This window comes from Pseudomonas sp. 2995-3 (genome assembly GCF_002742565.1).
GTDB classification, from domain to species: Bacteria; Pseudomonadota; Gammaproteobacteria; order Pseudomonadales; family Pseudomonadaceae; genus Aquipseudomonas; species Aquipseudomonas edaphica.
In genome coordinates, this window is the sequence record NZ_LJSB01000054.1 from 297471 (window position 1) to 318146 (window position 20676).

At 60.4% G+C, this 20676-nt stretch carries 15 protein-coding genes; 11 read left to right on the forward strand and 4 right to left on the reverse strand.

Going from position 1 to position 20676, the window contains the following annotated elements; genetic code table 11:
- Positions 1–139: 139 nt before the first annotated feature.
- Positions 140–469 (reverse strand): DUF6388 family protein, encoded by a 330-nt coding sequence (locus AOA62_RS03250; protein ID WP_017136817.1) that lies wholly within the window; start codon positions 467–469, stop codon positions 140–142.
- Between the two features lie 285 nt (positions 470–754).
- Here AOA62_RS03250 and AOA62_RS03255 point away from each other — a divergent pair, with 285 nt between their 5' ends.
- Positions 755–2827, forward strand: coding sequence for an EAL domain-containing protein (locus AOA62_RS03255; protein WP_099547830.1), 2073 nt, complete (start codon positions 755–757; stop codon positions 2825–2827).
- On the opposite strand, the gene AOA62_RS03260 is transcribed toward AOA62_RS03255, so the two are convergent.
- The 3 genes from AOA62_RS03260 to AOA62_RS03270 are packed head-to-tail and all read right to left on the reverse strand — an operon-like array spanning position 2824 to position 6110.
- On the reverse strand, positions 2824–3672 hold the full coding sequence (locus AOA62_RS03260) for a metal-dependent hydrolase (protein ID WP_099547831.1): 849 nt from the start codon (positions 3670–3672) through the stop codon (positions 2824–2826). The genes AOA62_RS03255 and AOA62_RS03260 overlap by 4 nt on opposite strands.
- A gap of 15 nt (positions 3673–3687) precedes the next feature.
- Positions 3688–4578 carry an SDR family oxidoreductase gene (locus AOA62_RS03265; protein ID WP_017136814.1) on the reverse strand — a complete coding sequence of 297 codons (891 nt, stop codon included), beginning with the start codon at positions 4576–4578 and terminating at the stop codon, positions 3688–3690.
- The gene (locus AOA62_RS03270; protein ID WP_099547832.1) at positions 4575–6110 is read right to left on the reverse strand and encodes an NAD(P)/FAD-dependent oxidoreductase; all 1536 of its coding nucleotides are present in this window, start codon (positions 6108–6110) and stop codon (positions 4575–4577) included. The genes AOA62_RS03265 and AOA62_RS03270 overlap by 4 nt, the downstream gene beginning before the upstream one ends.
- Before the next feature lie 275 nt (positions 6111–6385).
- Between AOA62_RS03270 and AOA62_RS03275 the strand changes: the two genes are divergently transcribed.
- The 10 genes from AOA62_RS03275 (at position 6386) to AOA62_RS03320 (ending at position 20027) form a co-directional block, all read left to right on the forward strand.
- Positions 6386–7384: an alpha/beta fold hydrolase gene (locus tag AOA62_RS03275; RefSeq protein WP_099547833.1), complete on the forward strand. Its 999-nt coding sequence runs from the start codon at positions 6386–6388 to the stop codon at positions 7382–7384.
- Between the two features lie 282 nt (positions 7385–7666).
- Positions 7667–8947, forward strand: a complete 1281-nt coding sequence (locus AOA62_RS03280) for an alkane 1-monooxygenase (protein WP_099547834.1) — start codon at positions 7667–7669, stop codon at positions 8945–8947.
- A gap of 134 nt (positions 8948–9081) precedes the next feature.
- Positions 9082–9576 carry an alkane oxidation protein activator PraA gene (gene praA / locus AOA62_RS03285; protein ID WP_017136810.1) on the forward strand — a complete coding sequence of 165 codons (495 nt, stop codon included), beginning with the start codon at positions 9082–9084 and terminating at the stop codon, positions 9574–9576.
- A gap of 134 nt (positions 9577–9710) precedes the next feature.
- Complete coding sequence (gene praB / locus AOA62_RS03290) at positions 9711–10223, forward strand: alkane oxidation protein activator PraB (protein ID WP_017136809.1); 513 nt, start codon at positions 9711–9713, stop codon at positions 10221–10223.
- Positions 10224–10346: 123 nt separating this feature from the next.
- On the forward strand, positions 10347–11792 hold the full coding sequence (locus AOA62_RS03295) for an outer membrane protein transport protein (RefSeq protein WP_017136808.1): 1446 nt from the start codon (positions 10347–10349) through the stop codon (positions 11790–11792).
- Positions 11793–12065: 273 nt separating this feature from the next.
- Positions 12066–14591 (forward strand): acyl-CoA dehydrogenase, encoded by a 2526-nt coding sequence (locus tag AOA62_RS03300; protein WP_099547835.1) that lies wholly within the window; start codon positions 12066–12068, stop codon positions 14589–14591.
- A gap of 168 nt (positions 14592–14759) precedes the next feature.
- The gene (locus AOA62_RS03305; protein WP_099547836.1) at positions 14760–16103 is read left to right on the forward strand and encodes a 3-oxoacyl-ACP reductase; all 1344 of its coding nucleotides are present in this window, start codon (positions 14760–14762) and stop codon (positions 16101–16103) included.
- Between the two features lie 3 nt (positions 16104–16106).
- The gene (locus AOA62_RS03310) at positions 16107–16997 is read left to right on the forward strand and encodes a MaoC/PaaZ C-terminal domain-containing protein (RefSeq protein ID WP_099547837.1); all 891 of its coding nucleotides are present in this window, start codon (positions 16107–16109) and stop codon (positions 16995–16997) included.
- Positions 16994–18292, forward strand: a complete 1299-nt coding sequence (locus tag AOA62_RS03315) for an acetyl-CoA C-acetyltransferase (RefSeq protein ID WP_099547838.1) — start codon at positions 16994–16996, stop codon at positions 18290–18292. The genes AOA62_RS03310 and AOA62_RS03315 overlap by 4 nt, the downstream gene beginning before the upstream one ends.
- A 31-nt stretch (positions 18293–18323) precedes the next feature.
- Positions 18324–20027: an AMP-binding protein gene (locus tag AOA62_RS03320; RefSeq protein WP_099547839.1), complete on the forward strand. Its 1704-nt coding sequence runs from the start codon at positions 18324–18326 to the stop codon at positions 20025–20027.
- The last annotated feature ends 649 nt before the right edge of the window (positions 20028–20676 follow it).

The following is a 20676-nucleotide window of genomic DNA, read 5'->3' on the forward strand; positions in this document are numbered from 1 at the left end:
ATCGATTTGGCCTACGCTGTGTATCGGTTGTTCTGTGGGAGCTGGCTTGTCGAATCGTCGCACCGCTGCGATGCAGACACCTCGGTGTGTCAGGTGCACCGAGTTGATGCCATCGCAGGCAAGCCAGCTCCCACATGACCTACCCAGCCAACTCATGCAGCCGGCAGTACTCTTCCCACCCCAACCCCGCCATCTGGGCGACTTCTTTATGCACTTCCAGGCGCTGAGCCTCAAAAGTTTCAGCCGACTCGGCCGTCAACTTGAGCGTCAGCTCCCAGGCAAACAGATTCTGGCGCTCAGCCTCGGCCTCGAAAGCTTCATGCAAGCGCTCGGCGCGATACTGCGCGAGGGTTTCGCCTTTGGCTTGGGCGGCCAGAGGGTTGAGGGTATCCAGTTGCGAAGCCACCTGGGGGTGTTCACTCAAGAAACGGTCCAGGGCGCGCTGGTGGTTATCACCGGGTTCTGACAAGGGCTTACTCCTGATGGGATGAAGTGAATAGATGGGGTCACGCACAAGGCTTTGCAATCAGCTGGCGGGCAGGCGGGCAGGGTCGCTGGCCTGGGCATCGAGAAAACGGGTTTGAGCGCTGACCCGACGGCCCCGATACACCGCGCAATCTGAAATTAATTCTGAATAATTAATTGTAGTGCGGCAAAAGCCTTTCGCTACCGGTAGGTGGCCGTGTAGCGTTACATGGAATTTTTGGGCACTGCCAAGCATAGGCAGAAAGCTATACGGGCAGAGGGACGGGGCATGGCGCAAACGCTGTTCAAACTTTTCCTCACCCAACGCCTGGCGGCCTTGGCCAGTACCGAATCATTGCGTGCCATCCGTGAAGGCTTGCTGTGGATCCTGCCGTGCCTGCTGGTGTCTGCCGGTTTCCTGATCTTGGCTGAATGCGCCAAGGTGCTGGGCTTCGATCCGCAGGTGGTGGCCTTTTTGTCGGGGTTGCATAACCAGATCAGTTCGGTGATCCCGCTGCTGGTGGCGGCATCGATTGGCTACATGCTCGCCATCCAACACCGGCTGCCACAATTGCCAGTGGCATTTTTGTGCCTGGCCCACGTGGTGATCGCCACCTTTGTATTGCGCGACTACCCGCGAGCATCGGCGACGTTTGTATTGTTTATCGCCATCGCTTCGCCGCTGTTGAATGTGCCGACGATCGCCTGGCTGCACCGTTTCCGCTGGACGCGGCTGGTCAACGAAGACTTGGTGGGCCACAACCTGCGCGGCACCATCAACATGGTGGTGCCCGGCGCGATTACAGCGCTGTTGCTGGTGGTGGTGTTGTCGTTGATGTTGCAGATTCCCTATGTGGCGCAGCTACAGGGGCCGCAGGTACTGGATGCATTGCAAACGCCGTATGGCAGCGGATTGTTTGTGACCTTGATGAATTCGCTGCTGTGGTTTTTCGGCATTCACGGTGTGTACGCCATGCAGCCGCTGTTTGATGTACTGGACCAGGCCGTAGTGCTCAATGGCGCCGCGCTGGCGGCGGGTGAACCGGTCAAGTACCTGCTCAACAGTGGCCTGCTCGGTTCTTTCGCGTTTATCGGTGGGTCGGGCGGGGCGTTGTGTTTGCTGCTGGCGATCCTGTTGTTTTCCAAAAGCCAAACCATGCGTTTGCTGGCAATGGCCAGTCTGCCGCTGTCGTTGTTCAATGTCAGCGAAGTGCTGTTGTTCGGCTTGCCGATCATCCTTAACCCACGCTTGTTTATCCCGTTTCTGCTGGTGCCGGCGTTCAACACCCTGCTGGCATTGACGGTGGTGCAGTTGGGCTGGGTATCGCCGGCGGTGGCCAGCGTGCCATTTACCGCGCCAGTGCTGCTCAATGCCTACCTCAGCACTCACGGCGACATGGCGGCGGTGGTGCTGCAAGTGGTGCTGTTGGGGCTGGGCACGCTGGTGTATGCGCCGTATGTGCGCGCGATTCATCGCCAGTCCAGTGAGGGTGGCACGGTGTACCTCAAGTCGTTGGACATGACCTTCCGTGGTCTCGAAGAGAAAGGCCGCCTGCTGGAATTGGACCCGGTGTTGGCGTCCCACAAGGCGGCCGCCCGTCAGGCAGTCGAACTGAGCCGTATCCAGCAGATCAGCGATTACGAGTTCTACCTGGAATTCCAGCCGCAAGTCTCGACCCGCACCGGCCTGTGCACCGGCTGTGAGGCGCTGATGCGCGCGCGGGACAGCCAGGGCACGGTGCATTCACCCTGGGAGTTCCTGCAATGGCTGGCCCAGGCGCGGTTGATGCCGGATGTTGATCTGTGGGTGGCGTCCCAGGCCGTGCGCCAATATCAGAAGTGGCAAAAGATCGGCTTTGCCTTGCCCATGACCATCAATATTTCCAGCGCCACGCTCACTCACGCAGGCTATGGCGAGCGCCTGGTGGAGATCCTCGCCCAGGCCTGTGGCCAGATCTCGGTGGAAATCACCGAAGATGCATTGGTGGGTGATGTCCAGGCCACCCGCCAGACCATCCAGAGGCTCCAGGCGATCGGCGCCAAGGTGTATATCGATGACTTCGGCACCGGGTTTTCGGCCTTGAGTTACCTGCATCAGTTTCCGGTGGACTTTATCAAGATCGACCGCAGTTTCGTGGTGGCCCAGCGCGACCCCAAAGGCGCCCAGGTGTTGACCGGCATGTTGCGCTTTTGTGAGGCGCTGAACCTGGGCGTGGTGGTCGAGGGCGTGGAGACCGCCGAGCAGTTGGCCTTTTTGAATACCGGCACCGAGCTGTTTATCCAGGGCTGGTATTTCAGCAAGGCGCTGCCCGGCGACCTGCTACCGGGCTTTGTCCGCAGGCGTGCGGCGGCTCAGGCTTAAGCGTGGGCGGACGCGTATTCGCGCCGGGTTTGTTCAATCGCTTCGACCAGGTCGTCGATACCCGCCAGGCGTGCACGGTTGTCATGGTCCCAGGGGTGAAAGCCCGGTTTGAAATAGTGCAACCACGGCCGCAGCATGCGTGGGAACACGCCCTTGGGCCCGTATAGAAACTTGAGCATGCGCCAGAACCCCTTCAGGTGCCCACCGGCTTTGCGGTCGGCCAACAGCAGGCGCACATGGAAATCAAACACGACCAGCCAGAACAGCAGCGTGGTGGTCAACATGGTGCCGGTGCGCAACAGATAGCGCATCGGCCCAGGCTTGATCACGGTGTTCCACACATCGAACGCCACGGCCTTGTGCTCGGTTTCTTCGAGGGCGTGCCAGTACCACATCTGCTGGTAGCCCTTGAGTGACTCGCCAAAACGCGACGGGTCGCTGAGCAGGATTTCCGCGAGCATCGCTGTGTAGTGTTCCAGGGCGATGGTCACCGCCAGGTTGAACGACGGTGGCAGGTGTTTCTTCTGCAGGTCGAGGAAGAACTTCAGGCGCTTGTCCAGTGTGTGCGCCGGCAGACCGGCCGCTTGCAAGTGATCGTTGTAGGCCACGTGTTCGCGGCTGTGCATGGCTTCCTGGCCGATAAACCCCTGGATTTCTTTCTTCAACGCCGGGTCGTCGATGCGCTGGCGGTAGTGGCGCACGCTGTCCATGAAAAACAGCTCGCCCTGGGGAAACAGCAGCGACAACGCGTTGAAAAAGTGCGTGATGAACGGGCCTTGTTCGTGCCAGTCCTTGATGCGCTCGGCAGGCAAGGCAAAACGGATATCGCGACGGATCGGCAGCATGGTGCGTGCTCCTGTTCAGAGTCGGGTTTCGTCGTTGGTTTCGAACACCGGCGTGCGCGGTTTGGGCGCCATACGCTTGCTGGCGAACACCACCAGGGCCTGATAGGCCGCCGGCAGGCACCGGGCGAGCAGGTCGAGAAAATACGCGTCGCGACCGATCAGCACGCGGCGCTTGTTCTTGCGCACGGCGTGCAAAATCACCTTGGCGGCCTGGTCGGCGTCGGTGATGAAGAGTTTTTCGAAGTCGGCGCGGGCCTGTTGCTCGCTGTGGATCAGAAAGCCGGTCATGTTCGCGTCGATGCGGCTGCTGCGGCAGATATCGGTGCGAATGCCGCCGGGGTGTACGCAGGTGGCGGACACACCGCAGCCTTGCAGGTCGAGCTCCTGGCGCAGGGATTCGGTAAAGCCGCGCACGGCAAACTTGGTCGCGTTGTAACCGCTCATGCCCGGCTGGGCAAACAGGCCGAACACGCTGGAAGTATTGATCACATGCCCTTCGCCGCTGGCTTTGAGGTGCGGCAGAAACGCCTTGGTGCCATGCACCACGCCCCAGAAGTTGATGCCGACGATCCACTCAAGGTCGGCATAGTCCACACCCTCGACGGTGCTCGACAGCGCCACGCCGGCATTGTTGAAGATCAGGTTGACCTGGCCATGCTCGGCCGCGCAGCGTGCGGCCCAGTCTTGCACGGCCTGGCGGTCGGCCACATCGACGACGTGGGTGGTGATCATGATCGGCGACAAGGTTGAAGACTTGATCAGCGCGAGGGTGTGTTCCAAGCCTTGGCTGTTCTTGTCCGAAAGCGCCAGGTGGCAACCTTCGCGCGCCAATGCGAGGGCCAGGGCACGGCCCATGCCGGAGGCAGCGCCGGTGATTGCCGCCACGCGGCCATTGAATGACTTCATGACAGGCTGCCTTCTGCAGTGGGTTGCGGGGCCACAACCGCGCGCGGCGCGGAGGCCGGCAACGGGTTGGCGAGGTAGTCCTTGAGGGCAAAGTGCCGGGTGATTTGCTTGAAACGCCAGGTTGAGCCGGGCCACAGCGTGGTGTTTTTGCCGGTGCGCGGGTCCAGGTACCAACTTTGGCAACCACCGGTGTTCCAGATGGTGTGCTTGAGCTTGTCCTGCAACTGTTGGTTGTAAGCCTGCTCGATGGCGGGTTTGACCTCGACCGTGGCAATGCGCTGGTGCTGCATGTGCTTGAGCGCATCGAGGATGTAGGCGACCTGGGCCTCGATCATCAGAATCATCGAGTTATGCCCCAGGCCCGTGTTAGGCCCGACAATCAGGAACAGGTTGGGATAACCCGGCACCGTCGTACCTTTATAGGCGTGGGCGCCGTCGCGCCAGGCGTCCATCAGGTCGATACCGTCGCGGCCGATGATGCAGTCGCGGGGGAGTGGATCGGTGGCCTGGAAACCGGTGCCGAAAATCAGGCAGTCGGCCGGGTGCTTGATGCCGTCGCTGGTGATCACGCCATCGGCTTCGATGCGCAGCACCGTGTCGGTGACCACCTCGACATTGCTGCGTGACAGCGCCGGGTAGTAGTCATTGGAGATCAACACGCGCTTGCAGCCGATGGTGTAGTCCGGCGTCAGGGTTTTGCGCAGGGAAGGGCGCGCCACCTGTTTGCGCAAGTGACGCAGGGCGATCTTCTGCACCATCTTCATCAGCCGCGGGTGCAGGGCAAAGCCCACCACGCGGCCTTCCAACGCCCAGTAAAAGGCGCCGCGCACCAGGCGTTGGGTAAACGGCAGGTGTTTGAAGGCCCAGCGTTCGAGCCTTGAAATCTCGCGATCCGGCTTGGGCATGATCCACGGTGGCGTGCGCTGGAACAGGTCCAGGTGCGCCACCTGCGGGGCAATCTGCGGCACGAACTGGATCGCACTGGCGCCGGTGCCGATCACCGCCACGCGCTTGCCTTTCAACGAATAGTCATGATCCCAGTGCTGGGAGTGAAAGCGTTTGCCCTTGAAGCTGTCCAGCCCTGGAATATCCGGCAACGCCGGGCGTGACAGGCCGCCCATGCCCGACACCAACACCCGCGCGCTAATCTTGCGGCCATCGCTGAAACTCAGTTGCCAGCGTTGCTGCTGCTCATCAAACACCGCACGTTGCAGGCCCATGCCGAAGCGCAAATAGGGCGCCAGCCCGAACCGCTGCGCGCAGTGCTCAAGGTAAGCGCGGATCTCCGCCTGTGGCGCAAATTGCCGCGTCCAGTTGGGGTTGGGCGCAAACGAATACGAATACACATGGGACTGCACGTCGCAGGCGCAGCCAGGGTAGTGGTTGTCACGCCAGGTGCCACCGAGGGTGTCGGCCTGCTCGGCGATAAAGAAGTCGGTAAACCCGGCTTCCTTGAGTTTGATCGCCATGCACAGGCCGGCAAAACCTGAACCGATGATGGCGATGTCGATGGAATCAGTGTGGGCATTCATAGGCTGTCCCTCATGGGCATCAGATGTGCTCCTGTTTTTGTTTTGTCTTTTAGATAGAACACCATTGCAAAGAAAAAATGAATTAATTATTTTAAAAAAGATTTTAAATAATCTACCTGAAAATATCGCCTACGCTAGGACCTTGTTCGCAATGTGCGCCTTGTCCGACAGACGCGCACGCTATGCAGCAAGTCCGGGTCCAGGGTGTGGACGGTGGCTGAGGCCTTGACCAATACCGGTCAGGGAGCAGCAGCAGGGAAGCAGAGGACCGAGCTATGGCGGTTGAATGGGTTGTTGCTGCGGGTGTGTTGGTGGGCGCCAGTGCGCTGCTGTGGGGCTTGAGTGCCTGGATGACACGGCGTATAGAAACCACCGTTCCGATCAACGGGCGTTTCGTCGAGGTCGATGGCGAGCGCTTTCACTATGTCGAAGAAGGTAAAGGCCCACCGCTGGTGATGATTCACGGGCTGATGGGCAGCAGTCGCAACCTCACCTATGCGTTGTCCGGGCAATTACGTGAACGCTTTCGGGTGATTACGCTGGACCGTCCGGGCTCCGGCTATTCCAGCCGGGGCGCACACACGGCGGCAGACCTGCCGGCCCAGGCCCGCCAAATCGCCGCGTTTATCAAGACCCTCGACCTGGATAAGCCGCTGGTGCTGGGGCATTCCCTTGGCGGTGCAATTGCCCTGGCGCTGGCGCTTGATCATCCGCATGCGGTGTCCGGGTTGGTCCTGGTTGCGCCGCTGACCCACCCGCAGCGCCTGTTGCCGCTGGTGTTCCTGTCACTGGCCGTACGCCCGGCCTGGTTGCGTCGTTGGGTGTCGCACACCCTGACCCTGCCCGTGGGGCTTTTGACCAAAGGTTCGGTGGTCAAGGGCGTGTTCGCCCCCGATACCGCGCCACCGGACTTCGCCACCCGTGGCGGCGGGCTGCTGGGGATGCGCCCGGACAACTTCTACGCCGCCTCCACCGAGATCAACACAGTCAACGATCACCTGCCGGACATGGTCAAGCGCTACCCGCAACTGACCTTGCCCATCGGCCTGATCTATGGCGCGCGCGACAAGGTGCTGGACTTCCAGAAGCACGGCCAGGCCCTGGCCAGCAAGGTGCCGGGGCTGAAGCTGCAAGTGGTGGAGGGCAGGGGTCATATGCTGCCGATCACCGCCACAGAGCGTGTGGTGGCGGTGGTGGAGCAGATTGCCAAGCGCGTCAAACCGCCGCAAAACGACCCGCTTTCGCAACGGCCATTGGCCCTGGTGGGTAAGTAGCTGGGTAAGTAGTTGGGTAAATGATTGTGCAATCCGACTCGCGGTTCAACGGCGTCGATGCCTGCTTTAGACACCTGACCAAACGGCTGAAAAAGAGACTGCCCGGTCACGTTAAAAAGCCTTCGAGAAACTAGTTGACGACCTAACGATTCCGCGCTATTAATTTTAAAAAATTATTTCAATGTGTAATTTGAAACAGTTTTTGAAATGCCTAAGAGCGAATAAAATAATGAAAAAAACGCCTTTTATCGCATACCCAACCTGCCTCGTTCGGAGGCTGCCATGAATCAGACTATGGCAAGCCCAACCGTCTGGACCGACGGCAAGCGTCACCTCTGGTGGCTCGGCATCATGCCACTGGCAACCCCCTTGCTGTCCGGCGCCCTGGCAATTACCACCGGCGTACAGCAACTGTGGTGGGTCGGTGTGCTGGTGATCTTCGGCCTTATCCCGCTGATCGACGGCCTGCTCGGTGAAGACGTCAGCAACCCACCCGAATCCGCCGTCAACCACCTCGAATCCCAAAGCTACTACCGCTGGATCGTCTACACCGGTGTGCTGTTCGTCATCTCGTCGGTGGTGATCACCGGCTGGCTCGCCGCCGGCGGCATCGACTGGATCATCAGCGGCGGTCTGCTGAACGCCACCGCCCACCTGGACCCGTCGAGCTGGCTGGCCAAAACCGCCGCCTTCATTACCGCGCGTACTGAGTTGCACGGTGCGGTCAGCTGGTTCACTTACCTGGGCATGGCGATGTCCACCGGCGCTGCCACCGGCATTGCCATCAACACCGCTCACGAACTGGGGCACAAGCCCAAGCCGCTGGAAGTGTTCCTGGCTAAAGTGACCCTGGCGCCGACCTTCTACGGGCACTTCTACACCGAACACAACCGTGGCCACCATGTACGCGTCGCCACCCCGGAAGACCCGGCCAGCTCGCGCCTCGGTGAGAGTTTCTGGGCGTTCCTGCCGCGCTCGGTGTGGTTCAGCGCCGTGTCAGCCTGGAACCTGGAGCGCGAACGCCTGCGCAAACTCGGCCTGCCGGCCTTGCACTGGAAGAACGCGGTGCTCAGCGCCTGGATGTACAGCCTGGTGTTGTGGGGCGCGATGATTGCCTGGTTGGGCGCGGCGGTAATTCCGTTCCTGATCATCCAGGGCATCTACGGGTTCTCGTTGCTGGAAGTGGTCAATTATGTCGAGCACTACGGGCTTAAACGCCAGAAGTTGCCCAACGGTCGTTATGAGCGTTGTTCGCCTCGGCATTCGTGGAACAGTAATCGGATTGTCACCAATATCTTTCTGTTCCAACTTCAGCGCCACTCCGATCACCATGCCAACCCGACCCGCAGTTACCAGTCGTTGCGCCACTTTGATGAATCACCGCAACTGCCTTACGGTTACGCCAGCATGATTGTCTGGGCCTATGTGCCGTACTTATGGCGACGGCGCATGGACCACCGTGTCTTGAACCACTATGCCGGGGATATCACCCTGACCAATCTTCAACCGTCACAGCGGTTGAAGTATCTGGAGAAGTACAGCAACAGCGCGACGCCGTTTTAATCTGAACTAACGCCTGTGTGGTTGAACTCGGGGTCTGTGTACCGCGCAGGCCTTCATCGCCCAGGATTCATCGGTTTTATTGCAAGTTAGTGGTTTGACCCTACAACAATAATTTCAAGGGAAGGACGTACACCATGCAAAGCCCTGCCACCTTTACCGCCCATGTCATTCTGGCCGCACTGGGCCTGATGGTTTACCAACAAGCCCAGGCTGCGCGTATCGAGCCGGCCGGCAGCGCCTTTACGGCCCAAGGCCCGATCAGCTTTTCCAAGGGTGCGTTGATCAGCGCCGACTGCACCATCAAAGTGGCCGGCAAGGTCGCGGCCAATGGGGCGTCGGTGAATGTCGATAAAGTTGAATTCGACGGCGGCCTGAAATGCAGCCGCGTCGAGGCCATCAACTTGCCGTGGGTATTGATTGCCAAAGACACTAAAAGCGGCTCGATGTCGAACATCAGCGTGGATGTGCATGCCTTCGGTTTAGGCGGCAAGTGCGGCCCGTCGACCGCCGACGGTACTTGGGATAACGCCACCGGCAAGTTGGAAGCGACGAATGTGCCAATCGGCGAAGACTGCAAGATCAAGACGGTGTCGATCAAGATGCCGCCGAACTTCAAAGTGGTCGAATAAACGAATTCTAAAACTGTAGCGGTATAGGTATTGAAATTTGGCTGGAAAGGGAAGTTCTGCAGTTTCACCGTGACCTCTCGATCATGGCCATTACCCCTGGCGAACTGACTCGCCATAACATGTGAGGAAAAACAATGAAAAGCTTGAAAACTCTCGTGTCGTTGACTGCTCTGGCTGTTTGCATGGGTGCTGCTTCCATGGCGAGTGCAGCCACTATTTCTCCTGCAGGCACGGGCTTTTCCACGCCTGCCGGGACCATTGCGGTGTCGTCGCCAGCGTCGTTCGGTGCGCCTGTTTCCTGCAATATCGTGTTCACCGGTAGTGTGGCCGCCGACGGTTCCGCCGCTGCTATTACGGGCGCGACTGTCAGTGGTGCCAACCCACTCTGTGGCGTGCCGGTGCTGTTGGGTCTGCCTTGGACCTTGACGCCAACCTCCACGAGCACCGGTGCAGGTGTGTATGCGGGTACCGTGTCCGGCGTCAACTTCAAGATTGTCAGCAACTGCGCCAGTGGCCCAGTCACTATCAACGTGCTCTACAACAACAACACCCACGCCATCACCGTTCCATCTGCTCAAACGGTCGGCAGCTGCAAAATCACTGCTCTGAACGCCGCTCCAAGCCCAGCACTCACTGTAAATCCTTGATAGCAACGCGTTGGACGTGATGATCACACGTTGAAATGCAGGTGCCCCTCTCGGGGCACCTGTTGAGGAAAACCAGGGACGGTAGGCCCGGCCGTGGTGGATAAAAATAATAAGGAGTGGAGCATGAATAATAAGAAACAACCGGCCCAGACGTTTATCGGCCTGGCATTGTTGGGCGGTCTCATGGTCGCGGGCGGTTCGGTGCAGGCCGGTGGCTTCTCGACTCCTACATTTGGTGCCCAAGGTTGGGGTCGTGCGTTCGGTGGTGGTTCGTTGTTCAAGGACGACCCGTCCTCGGCGTACAACAACCCGGCTGCCATGGCGTTTATCGATCAAACTATCGCGCAGCAAAACGTCATTTATGCGCGCGTCAATATTAAGTTCAAAGGCAATGCCACTGATTACAAAGGCGACCCAGCTTCTGTAGGGGTATTGGACGAGTTTGGTGGCGTTACCTCTACGCCGCGTACGGGTGATGGTGGCGAAGGCGGGTTCACCGCTTGGCTGCCGACCGGGTTCCTGGTGATACCCATTAACGATCGTTTCAGTGTTGGTCTAAGCCAGGTGGTGCCCCAGGGGATGAAGTCGACCTGGGACCCGGATTGGAAAGGCCGCGATTTTGCCGTAGACACCAAAATCGAAACCGTGGGACTGACCGGTTCGCTGTCCTTCAAAGTTAACGACCAGTTCTCTATCGGTGGCGGCGCCATCGTTCAGCATACGAGTGGGTTTGTCAGCCAGAACGTCGACTTGTACGCAGCAGCGGCAGTTTCACCGGGGCTGGGCGGCTTTGGTATTCCCTTTCCATCCGGAGTGGGCCAATCGCTGATTCGGGTCAAGGTCGATAATACGTCTGTGGGCTGGTTTGGCGGCATGGCGTGGAAACCCACCGACCAGGATACCGTTGGCTTCAACTACCACGCCAAAATCAAGAACAAGCTGGAGGGCAAGTACAAATTCAATGCCGACCCAGGAAGTCGGTTACTGATGACTGACGTAGGCGGCGACGGCTTGACGCTGGTTGAGCGCGCTTACCCAGGCTTGAAACTGTTCCCGGACGGTGCCAACGCCAGCACGCAACTGGACATCCCGGCGACTGCTGCCATCGACTGGGTACACGTGTTCAATGACCGCTTCACCCTGGGCGCCAGTGCCTTGTGGACCCAGTGGTCGTCCTTCAAGGCCCTGACGTTGAAGTCTGACGGCAATACCATTGTGTCGATTCCTTACAAGTACAAAGACGTGATGATGTACTCGCTGGGCGGCGACTATAAGCTCACTGACGATTTCACTCTGCGTGCCGGTGTTGCCTATGATCAGACGCCTACCCGTGACTCCACGCGTGACCCGCGCATTCCTGACGGTGATCGTTATTTCGCCTCGTTGGGTTTTGGCTACAACATCAAAGCGGTTCCAGGCTTGAGTGTTGACGGCGCCTACTCGCGGCAGTTTGTACAGGAGGTCAAGCTCAAGACCGTCAACGAAGATCGCCTTGGGGCTGCGCGCCTGGATGGAAAGGTGGACAGCAAAGGGGAGGTGGTAAGCCTGTCGGCCACGTATAAGTTCTAACCCACAATCTGTGCGTGCTCAGGTGTGAAGTGGTCAGTCAGCGCATCTTTCTGGCGCTTCACACCCGTGCTGCAAATGTCCTGGTTTTAATGTTTTCCCAATGCAGAAACTGGCTGACTCGATCAGCCTATTTTTTTTCGTCAAAGCATTAAATAAAAATTTCAAAACAAAATTTGAATTTGTCCCTTCAAGTTTGTAGTGTGGTTTTACGCCCTCGTTCATCCCGAACGAGCGACCCGCATGCCATACCCTGAATTGAGTAGAGGTATCCCCATGGTTATCTGGTTATTGTTGGGTGTCGCCGCCGCGATTGCCCTGGCCTATCGACAAGCCGCTGCTGCCCTGTGGCTGAGCGTCGGCCTGGTCTGGCTGGCGCTTGGTTATCTGTTCAATGTGGTCGCAGGCTTTGGCGCCAGCGTCGCGGCCATTCTGGTGGTACTGCCCGCCGTGCTGATGACGATCAAGCCGCTGCGCCGCACACTGCTGACCAGCAAGGCCCTGGGTCTGTTTCGCACGATCATGCCGGCGATGTCCGACACCGAGCGCGCAGCCATCGAGTCTGGCACCGTGTGGTGGGACGCCGAGCTGTTCAGCGGCAAGCCCAACTGGCAGCGCTTGCTGCAAGCCGCGCCTGCCAGCCTGAGCGCCGAAGAGCAGGCGTTTCTCGATAACGAAGTGGAAACCCTCTGCGACATCGCCAACGACTGGGAAACCACCCAAGTCTGGCAGGACATGTCCCCCGAAGGCTGGCAGTACACCAAGGACGCCGGGTTCCTGGGCATGATCATTCCCAAGCAGTACGGCGGCAAAGGCTTCTCCCACTTTGCGCATTCGCAGGTGGTGATGAAGCTGTCGACGCGTTGCTCGGCCGCGGCGATTTCGGTGATGGTACCCAACTCCCTCGGCCCGGCTGAACTGCTGCTGCATTACGGCACCGATGCCCAGCGCAATTACTATTTGCCGCGCCTGGCACGCGGCGAAGACATCCCGTGCTTTGCCCTCACCAGCCCGTATGCCGGTTCCGATGCCGGGGCGATTCCAGACTTGGGCATCGTCTGCAAAGGCGTGCATGAGGGCGAGGAAGTGCTGGGTTTCAAAGTGACCTGGGACAAGCGCTACATCACCCTCGGCCCGATTGCCACGGTGCTGGGCCTGGCGTTTCGTGCCGAAGACCCGGATGGCTTGCTCGGCAAGGCTGGTTCGCTGGGCATTACCTGTGCGTTGATCCCCACCTCCCACCCGGGCGTGAACAGCGGTCGTCGGCATTGGCCGCTGAACGCGGTGTTCCAGAACGGGCCGACCACCGGCAAGGATGTGTTCATTCCGCTGGAATGGGTGATCGGCGGCCGCGAACAGGTCGGCAATGGCTGGCGCATGCTGATGGAATGCCTGGCAGCCGGGCGCGCCATTTCGCTGCCGTCGGCCAACGTCGGCCTGGGCAAGGTCGCGGTACGTGGCACCACGGCTTATGCGGCGATGCGCAAGCAGTTCGGCCTGCCCATCGGCAAGTTCGAAGGCGTACAGGCGCCCTTGGCGCGCATGGCCGGGCATTTGTATGCCTGCGATGCAGTGCGCAAGGTCTCGGTGGCGTCTTTGGATGCCGGTGAAAAGCCCTCGGTGATCTCGGCGATTGCCAAGTACCACGTCACCGAGCGCGCGCGGATGATCGTCAACGACGGCATGGACATCGTGGCCGGCAAAGGCATCTGCATGGGGCCAAACAATTTCCTGGCTCGCGCTTACCAGCAAAGCCCGATTGCGATCACCGTGGAAGGCGCGAACATCATGACCCGCTGCCTGATCATCTTTGGCCAGGGGCTGATTCGTTGCCATCCGTATGTGTTCCGCGAGATGGAAGCGGCGCACAACCCGGATCGACGCAAAGCCCTGGAAGCCTTCGACAGCGCGATGTTCGGCCACCTGAGTTTCGTGTTGGCCAATACCGTGCGCGCTGCGGTGCATTCGCTGACAGGCGGGCGGCTGCTTGCCGCACCGGCCAAGACCGACCCGGCGCTGGCGTCCTACTACCGCCAGGCCAATCGGCTGTCGGTGGTGCTGGCATTGATCTCGGATGTGTCCATGGGTGTGCTCGGCGGTGCGCTCAAGCGCAAGGAAAGTATCACCGGGCGCCTGGGCGATATTCTGTCGCAGCTGTACATCTTGTCCTGCGTGCTCAAGCGTTTTGAGGACGACGGGCGGCCCCAGGCCGACTTGCCGCTGGTGCACTGGTCGGCCCAGGACGCGTTGCTGCGCGCCCATGAAGCCCTAGCCGAAGTACTCGACAACTACCCGTCGAAACCGGCGGCAGCTGTGGTGCGTGCCTTGAGTTTCCCGTTCGGTATTCCCCAGCACAAACCCTCGGACCGCCTGCTGGCCCAGGTGGCCGATGTGGTGCAAACCCCCGGCGAAACCCGCGACCGCTTGCTGGCCAATTCCTACATTCCGCGCCCGGAAATCGACAAGCTCGCCTATGGCGAATTGGGCTTCCGGCTGTTGCCGCAGGTGGAGCTGATCGAGGCGCGGCTCAAGCCCGCGATCAAGCAAGGCCTGATCGAACCGATGCCGATTTCCGCCACCGCCTTTACCGCCTGGCGGGTCAAGGCGCGGGCGCTGGACTTGATCAGTGATGAGGAAGACAGCTTGCTCGGGCGTTACGTGGAATATGCCGACCACGGTATTCAGGTTGACGACTTCCCGCAGGATTTTGGCTTGTTGGAGGCTTTGCAGCAGCGCAAGCAAGCCTTGGAGCCGACGACCAAACGCCGCAGCAGCCAAAGCGAAAACGCCTCAGTTAGTTAACACGGTCAGTGTGGGAGCTGGCTTGCTGTGGCGAGCAAGCTTGCTTGCGCTGGGGTGCGAAGCGCCCCCAGAAGCGGGCTCCAGCTACGCTGTCGAACGGGAGCAAGCTCCCTCGCCACAGCAAGCCAGCTCCCACACTGGATCGGGTTTACAGGGAAAGAATGTTTTATGAGTGACAACTACCTATCCTTCGTCAATTCCCCTTGGGGCCGGCGCCTGGCCCGAACCATCGGCCTGCCGCACCCCTTGCCCTTGCAACGCCACCGCAGCGGCCAGCAAGGCCTGGCCAACCCGGTGATTGTCGCCGGGGCAGGGCGCCTCGGTGCGCAGGTGCAACAGCTCTTCAAAGACACCGATACCGTCGCCGCCACGCCGGCAACCCTCAAGGCACCGTCCACTGTCAAGGTGCAGGGCGCGGTGTTCGACGCCACGGCCGTGCTCGACCTGCAACAACTCGACGAGCTCTACCTGTTCTTCCACGCCAATGCCAAGCGCCTCGGCCAGCACGGCCGCGTGGTAGTGCTCGGCACGGCGCCGGAACATTGCCAGGACTTGCCCCAGGCCATCGCCCAGCGTGCCCTTGAAGGGCTGGTGCGCTCGCTGGCCAAGGAATTGCGCCGTGCAATTACGGTGCAATTGATCTACGTGGCGCCGGGCGCCGAAGACGCACTGGACAGCAGCCTGCGGTTCTTTTTATCGCGCCGCTCGGCCTATGTGTCGGGCCAGGTGGTGCGCCTGGAAAAACCCGTGGACGCCCAGGGCACGGTGAACTGGGACAAACCCTTCGCCGGTCGCCGTGCCCTGGTCACCGGCGCCTCACGTGGCATTGGCCTGGCAATTGCCCAGGTGCTGGCCCGCGACGGTGCTCATGTGGTGTGCGTGGACGTGCCCCAGGCCCAGGCAGCGCTGCTTCAAGCCGCCGACAGTGTGAACGGCTCGGCCTTGCCGCTGGACATCACCGCAGCCGATGCGGCCGCGCTGTTGCAGGCGCATGTCAGCCAATACGGCGCATTCGACGTGGTGGTGCACAACGCCGGGATCACCCGCGACAAAACCATCGCCAAGATGACCGAAGCCGCCTGGCGCAGTGTGCTGGCGGTCAACCTCGAAGCGCCGTTGCAGCTCAGCAGCGCACTGTTGGAGGGGCGAGGCTTGAACCCTGGCGGGCGGATTGTGTGCGTGTCGTCGATTTCCGGTATCGCTGGCAACCTCGGGCAAAGCAACTACGCCACCTCCAAGGCGGGCGTGATTGGCCTGGTGGAGGGCCTGGCACCCCAGGCGGCCGCTCTGCAAGTCACGGTGAATGCGGTGGCGCCGGGGTTTATCGAAACCCAGATGACCGCGAAAATCCCGCTGATGATCCGTGAGGCCGGGCGGCGCATGAACTCACTGTCCCAGGGCGGGCAGCCGATCGATGTGGCCGAGACCATCGCCTGGCTGGCGCACCCGGCGTCCGGCGGGGTCAATGGCCAGGTGGTACGGGTGTGCGGCCAAAGCCTGCTGGGAGCCTGAACCATGGACTATGTGACGCAGATCATCGACCCGCCACCGTCGCGCACCCAGCTGTTGCTGGACGGCGTGCGCGCACTGCGCAAACCCAAGCTTGACGGGCCGCCGCCGCTGCCCACCGCGCGCCTGGTGCGCTCGGCGGTGGAGCTGAGCGCTGCTGGCATCGCCGCCTATGGCCGCGCCTGCGGTTTTCGCCGTGAGCAGGGCGTGCCGCTGTCCTATCCGCATGTGCTGGCGTTCCCACTGCATTTGATGCTGCTGACCCGGCCGAGCTTTCCGTACCCGGCCAGTGGCATGGTGCACCTGGCCAATCGCATTCGACAGCACCAGCGTTTGCGCGAAGGCCAGGCGCTGCGCCTGGAAGTGTACTGCGAGCGCTGGGTGGCGCACCCCAAGGGCCAGGCGCTGAGCATCGCCACCCGCGCCTTTGCGGCGGATACGTTGGTGTGGGAAAGCGACAGCCTGTACCTGCGCCGCGACGTCAAAGACCCGCTCGGCGAACCCTGGGACGACGCGCTGCCCTTGCAGGAAGACGGCCTGTTGCGCACCCAGCGCTGGATGCTGCCGGCCGACCTGGGGCGCCGGTTTGCCAAGGTCTCGGGGGATTTCAACCCGATTCACACCTCGGTGATTGGCGCCAGGATCTTCGGCTTTCGCCGCGCCATCGCCCATGGCATGTGGACCCTGGGCCGCGCACTGGCGGCGCAACAACCGCCGGGCGGGCTGGATCAGGCGCAAGCGCATTGCGACTTCAAGCTGCCGATCTTCCTGCCCGGCCAGGTCGCGCAATGGAGCCGCCCGGTGACCGGGCCGCGCCGTGAGTTTGAAGTGCGCAATGTTGCCGGTGATAAACCGCATATGCGCGGGCTATTTATCTGGAACGAGAGCCATCAATGAGTGACTACAGTTTCAACCCGGCCCCGACCCGCCGCGTGGCGATTATCGGCGGCAACCGTATCCCGTTTGCCCGTTCCAACACCGTGTATGCCCACGACAGCAATCAGGACCTGCTGGTGGCGGCCCTGCAAGGCCTGGTGGAGCGCTATCATCTGCACGGCCAGCGCCTGGGTGAGTTTGCTGCGGGCGCGGTGATCAAGCATTCGCGGGATTTCAACCTGGCGCGTGAGGCGTTGCTGTGCACCACGTTGTCGCCCGAAACGCCCGCTTACGATGTACAACAAGCCTGCGGCACTGGCCTGGAAGCGGCCTTGCTGGTCGCCAACAAGATCGCGCTCGGCCAGATCGAAGTGGGCATCGCCGGTGGCGCCGACACCACCTCCGATGCGCCCATCGGCATCAACGAATCGCTGCGCCACACCTTGCTGGCGGCCAATCGCGCCAAGGGCATGGGCGCCAAGTTGAAGACCCTGCTGAAGGTGCGCCCGTCGATGTTTTTCAAACCGCTGCTGCCGCGCAATGGCGAGCCGCGTACCGGTTTGTCCATGGGTGAACACTGCGAAGAAATGGCCAGGCGCTGGCAGATCAAACGGCTGGCCCAGGATGAGCTGACCCTCACCAGCCACCAGCGCCTGGATGCGGCCTATAAACGCGGTTTTTTCGATGACCTGATCTGCCCCTATCGCGGGCTGGCGCGTGACAACAACCTGCGTGCCGATGCCAGCCTGGAGAAACTCGCCGGCCTTTCGCCCGCCTATGATCGCCAGAACGGCACGCTGACGGCGGGTAACTCCACGCCGCTGACCGATGGCGCCTCAGTGGTCTTGCTGGCCAGCGAAGCCTGGGCTGCCGAACAGGGTTTGCCGGTGCTTGCTTACCTGCGTACCGGCGAAACCGCTGCGGTGAACTTTGTCGACGGCACCGAAGGCTTGTTGATGGCCCCGGCATATGCCGTGCCACGCATGCTCAAGCGTGAGGGGCTGGGGTTTGCCGACTTTGACTTTTTTGAAATTCACGAAGCCTTTGCCGCCCAGGTGCTGTGCACGCTCAAGGCGTGGGAAGACCCCGAGTATTGCCGCGAGCGTCTAGGCTTGGAGGCGCCACTGGGCGCCATCGATCGCAGCAAGATGAACGTCAATGGCGGCTCCCTGGGCTGTGGCCATCCGTTTGCCGCCACCGGTGGCCGGCAACTGGCGGCGCTGGCCAAAACCATCCATGAGAACGGTGGTGGGCGCGGCCTGATTTCGATTTGTGCAGCAGGCGGGCTGGGCATCACCGCCATCGTCGAAAAATAGCCTGATCAAAAACAACAATAAGGAGACTGCCATGAACGCTGTAAGCCAGGAACACACCGAACGGGTCTGGTTGAACGCCTACTTGCCGGGCGTGCCGGCGGACATCGAGGCCGGTATCGAGGCCTACCCGTCGCTGCGCGAGGTGTTCCTGGAGCACCTGGAAAAATTCCGCGAGCGGGTCGCCTACGTCAGCATCGGCACCGAAATGACCTATGCCGACTGGCAGGTGCAAGGCCAGGCGTTTGCCGCGTGGCTACAGGGCCAAGGCGTGAAAAAGGGCGACCGGGTGGCGCTGATGATGCCCAACTGCCTGCAGTACCCGATCTGCCTGCTGGGCACGATCCTGGCCGGTGCGGTGGTGGTCAACGTCAACCCGTTGTACACCTCCCATGAACTCAAGCATTTGCTCAAGGACAGCGAAGCCGAAACCCTGGTGATTTTTGAAAACTTCGCCCACACCTTTGAAAAAGTCGCGCAGGGCAGCCGTGTCAAACGCGTGGTGGTGGCGGCCATTGGCGATCTGCTCGGCACCTTCAAGGGCGCGGCGATGAACTTCATCCTGCGTCGCGTGCAAAAACAGGTGCCAAAATTTCACCTGCCTGGCGCGGTGCGCTTCAACAACGTGTTGAAACAGGGACGGGCGCTGAACCATTTTCCGGTGGCGATGCACCTCGATGAGCTGGCGTTTTTGCAATACACCGGCGGCACCACGGGGGACGCCAAGGGCGTGATGCTCAGCCACCGCAATATCATCGCCAATTTGCTGCAAGCCAAGGCCTGGGTCGGGGATCAGTTGGACCAGGACAAGCAGGAAACCAACGTGACCTTGCTGCCACTCTATCACATCTTTTCGCTGACGGTGAATTGCCTGATGTTCATGTGCCTGGGCGGGCGCAACATCCTGATTGCCAACCCACGGGATGTGAAACGGGTGCAGATGATCTTGCGCAAGGAGCGTTTCAACGGCATTGCCGGGGTCAACACCTTGTTTAACGGCTTGCTCGAAAACAAAGAGTTCTGTGCGCGGGATTTCTCTGACCTGCGCATGGTGATTGCTGGCGGCATGGCCACGCACACGGCGGTGGCCAAGCGCTGGAAGGAGGTCACTGGGTTGCCGATTATTGAAGGTTATGGGCTGACCGAGTGCTCGCCGGTGGTGAGCATCAGCCCGATCAACATTGCTCGCATGCGTGAGATGGAATTCACCGGCAGCATCGGTGTGCCGTTGCCGTCGACCTGGGTGCGGTTTATGCGTGAGGATGGGGAACTGGCGGACATTGGTGAGCAAGGTGAACTGCAAGTGCGTGGCCCGCAGGTGATGCAGGGGTACTGGAAGCGGCCCAAGGAAACGGCTGAAGTGCTGGATACCGAGGGCTGGTTGTCCACCGGGGACATTGGGGTGATGGATGAGCGTGGGTATATTCGTCTGGTGGATCGCAAGAAAGACATGATCCTGGTTTCGGGGTTTAACGTGTATCCCAATGAGATTGAAGACGTGGTGGCCCTGCATCCCGGTGTGGGGGAGGTGGCGGCGATTGGTGTGGAGGATCCGGTGACGGGGGAGAAGGTCAAGATCATCGTGGTGCGCAAGGACCCGAGCTTGACCCAGGAGCAGATTCTGGCCCATTGCCGGGAGTATCTTACGGGGTACAAGGTGCCCAAGTATGTGGAGTTTCGCAGTGTTGAGTTGCCCAAGACTACGGTGGGTAAGGTACTGCGGCGGGCGTTGCGTTGATTTGATTTGAGGGTTAGGGGCTTTAAGTGTGGGAGCTGGCTTGCCTGCGATGGCGGTTTGTCGGTGTACATATCCGTTATTCGGGTAACGGCGGCTTATGGTTCCGCTCTTACAGCGGGTCACTTTTGGCAAACGCCCCAAAAGTAACCAAAAGGTCTTCGCCCCACCACTCGGTGCCTCGCTTAGGCTCGGCATGCCCGCACTCCGGCTTGAATCCGTGGGCCGCCGCGATGGGCCATCCTTGGCCCAGCGCGGCTAACCCGGCGTCCTGCCGGGTTACCCACGGATTCAAGCCTGCGTTCGGCCATCGTGGTTAACGGGGCGCCTCAGATCAAAAGCAGATCAAGATCAAAAGCAGAGCACGGCGGCCTGAAAGCCGACCTGAGTGGTTGAATCAAAAGCGAAAAGCGAAAAGCGAAAAGCGAAAAGCAAAAAGCGGATTTGCATACACCTGGGATCTGCTTTTCTGTGGGAGCTGGCTTGCCTGCGATGCAGACACCTTGGTACATCAGGCACACCGAGTTGATGCCATCGCAGGCAAGCCAGCTCCCACATTAGACCGAGTATGGCTCTGCCGTTGCTGTTGCTGTTGCTGTTGCTGTTGCTCCGGCCCTTACATCCTTTTCGATGACGAAGTCAGCGGTCTTTT

What these genes read in the sequence shown, in the direction of transcription:
- AOA62_RS03255 (WP_099547830.1), top strand. Translation starts at nt 755, where the DNA reads ATGGCGCAAACGCTGTTCAAACTTTTCCTCACCCAACGCCTGGCGGCC.
- AOA62_RS03275 (WP_099547833.1), top strand. Translation starts at nt 6,386, where the DNA reads ATGGCGGTTGAATGGGTTGTTGCTGCGGGTGTGTTGGTGGGCGCCAGT.
- AOA62_RS03300 (WP_099547835.1), top strand. Translation starts at nt 12,066, where the DNA reads ATGGTTATCTGGTTATTGTTGGGTGTCGCCGCCGCGATTGCCCTGGCC.
- AOA62_RS03315 (WP_099547838.1), top strand. Translation starts at nt 16,994, where the DNA reads ATGAGTGACTACAGTTTCAACCCGGCCCCGACCCGCCGCGTGGCGATT.
- praB (WP_017136809.1), top strand. Translation starts at nt 9,711, where the DNA reads ATGAAAAGCTTGAAAACTCTCGTGTCGTTGACTGCTCTGGCTGTTTGC.
- AOA62_RS03295 (WP_017136808.1), top strand. Translation starts at nt 10,347, where the DNA reads ATGAATAATAAGAAACAACCGGCCCAGACGTTTATCGGCCTGGCATTG.
- AOA62_RS03280 (WP_099547834.1), top strand. Translation starts at nt 7,667, where the DNA reads ATGAATCAGACTATGGCAAGCCCAACCGTCTGGACCGACGGCAAGCGT.
- AOA62_RS03270 (WP_099547832.1), bottom strand. Translation starts at nt 6,110, where the DNA reads ATGAATGCCCACACTGATTCCATCGACATCGCCATCATCGGTTCAGGT.
- AOA62_RS03305 (WP_099547836.1), top strand. Translation starts at nt 14,760, where the DNA reads ATGAGTGACAACTACCTATCCTTCGTCAATTCCCCTTGGGGCCGGCGC.
- AOA62_RS03260 (WP_099547831.1), bottom strand. Translation starts at nt 3,672, where the DNA reads ATGCTGCCGATCCGTCGCGATATCCGTTTTGCCTTGCCTGCCGAGCGC.
- AOA62_RS03320 (WP_099547839.1), top strand. Translation starts at nt 18,324, where the DNA reads ATGAACGCTGTAAGCCAGGAACACACCGAACGGGTCTGGTTGAACGCC.
- AOA62_RS03310 (WP_099547837.1), top strand. Translation starts at nt 16,107, where the DNA reads ATGGACTATGTGACGCAGATCATCGACCCGCCACCGTCGCGCACCCAG.
- AOA62_RS03265 (WP_017136814.1), bottom strand. Translation starts at nt 4,578, where the DNA reads ATGAAGTCATTCAATGGCCGCGTGGCGGCAATCACCGGCGCTGCCTCC.
- praA (WP_017136810.1), top strand. Translation starts at nt 9,082, where the DNA reads ATGCAAAGCCCTGCCACCTTTACCGCCCATGTCATTCTGGCCGCACTG.